2 protein-coding genes are annotated in these 1533 nt (G+C 64.4%); both read right to left on the bottom strand.

Annotated elements, in window-relative coordinates:
* On the bottom strand, positions 1-341 hold a 341-nt coding region (locus tag ACOADB_RS00935), incomplete at its 3' end, for a TetR/AcrR family transcriptional regulator (RefSeq protein ID WP_378596047.1).
* Between the two features lie 41 nt (positions 342-382).
* Entirely contained in the window at positions 383-1522 is a 1140-nt protein-coding gene (locus ACOADB_RS00930; protein WP_378596046.1) for an AMP-binding protein, read from the bottom strand.
* Between the last annotated feature and the right edge of the window lie 11 nt (positions 1523-1533).

The following is a 1533-nucleotide window of genomic DNA, read 5'->3' as shown; positions in this document are numbered from 1 at the left end:
GCGACCGTCGCGGCCCGGTCGACCTCGTGGTAGAGCAGGAACGCGTGGAGGGCGGCTGCCACCTGCTCGGCGGGGTCGTCGAGCTCGGCAAGGATGTAGTCCAGCTCTGCCAGTCGTCGTGTCATGTACGACTCGTGGAGGGCGGCAAGGATGCGGTCCTTGCTGCCGAAGTGGTGAACGATCGTCCCCTTGGAGACGCCGAGCTCGTTGGCGACGAGGCCGAAGTTCACCCCGTCGTAGCCGATCTCGGCGATGTGGCGGGTGAAAGTGTCTAGAATGTCGTTGTATCGACCTGCGCCACTGACCACGAGAAGTACCCCTCTGTTTGTCGCACGGTTCATGCTTGTGTGCAGGAGTCTACCGCCACTGACCGCACATCCGGTCATGCAACGAGCGACTTGAGTTCTCGCTTGAGGACCTTGCCCGTCGGGTTTCGCGGCAGCTCGGTGACGAACGTGATGCCGGTCGGGCACTTGTAGTGCGCAAGGCGCTCGCGCGCAAAGGCGATGAGTGCCGCCGCGTCCGGTGTCGACGAGCCTCGGGGTGTGATCACCGCGTGCACGGTCTCGCCCCACTTCTCGCTCGGTACGCCGATGACTGCCACCTCTGCGATGTCGGGATGTTCGATCAGAACTCGCTCGACCTCCGCGGGGTACACGTTTTCGCCGCCGGTGATCACCATGTCCTTGACGCGATCCTCGATGAACAGGTAGCCGTCCTGGTCCATTCGTCCGGCATCGCCAGTCCGGAGCCAGCCATCGACGAAGGCCTCATCGGTTGCCTCCGGCTTGTTCCAGTAGCCGGCCATCGTTTGCGCAGACTTGACCCAGAACTCTCCGACCTTGCCGACCGGAACGTCGCTGCCCGTGCTGGGGTCGACGACGCGTACCTCGTTGCCGGTCAGGGGGCGCCCGGCGGATGCGCGAAGGTGCTGACGATCGAGGTCTCGGTGCTCTTCGGGGCCGAGCACGCAGAAGACGCCGGACATCTCCGTCATGCCGTAGACGGAGTAGAGGGGTGTGCTCAATGCGTTCAGGGTTGCGTCCATCAGGGGGCCCGGCATGGGCGAGCCGCCGTACCCAATGACTTCCAGGCCCTTGGTGGCCTCGGCAACGCCCTCCTGTGCGAGGAGCATCTGGATGACGGCAGGCACGAAGAACGCGTGGGTGATGTTGGCATCAACCACGAGCTTGAGGATGTCGGCGGGTATGACCTCACGTGCGATGACTGTGCGTCCCCCGGCGCACATTCCGCCGAGTGCCCAGCAGGTACCGCCGACGTGGAACATGGGCATCGCGACCAGGTTGACCGTCGACTCGTCCATCCCATAGGCAGGCAGAAGGGCTTCGTTGTGCGCCGCGAGGCTGCTCTGTGTCAGCATCGCGCCCTTCGGCCGGCCAGTCGTGCCGGACGTGTAGAGCTGGAGGAAGCAATCGCTGGGCTCTGACGGGTGGCGATCCTGCAGCGGGCTGCCGCAGGCAACGAGCGATTCATATTCGTCCTGGTCTCCCCCGAGGATCACGATGCGTCGAA

Origin of the sequence: Nocardioides sp. CPCC 206348, assembly GCF_048654705.1 — a bacterium.
In the GTDB taxonomy this organism is placed as follows: Bacteria; Actinomycetota; Actinomycetes; order Propionibacteriales; family Nocardioidaceae; genus Nocardioides.
Note: the sequence above shows the minus strand (reverse complement) of the source record. Positions and strands in the feature narration are given on the sequence as shown.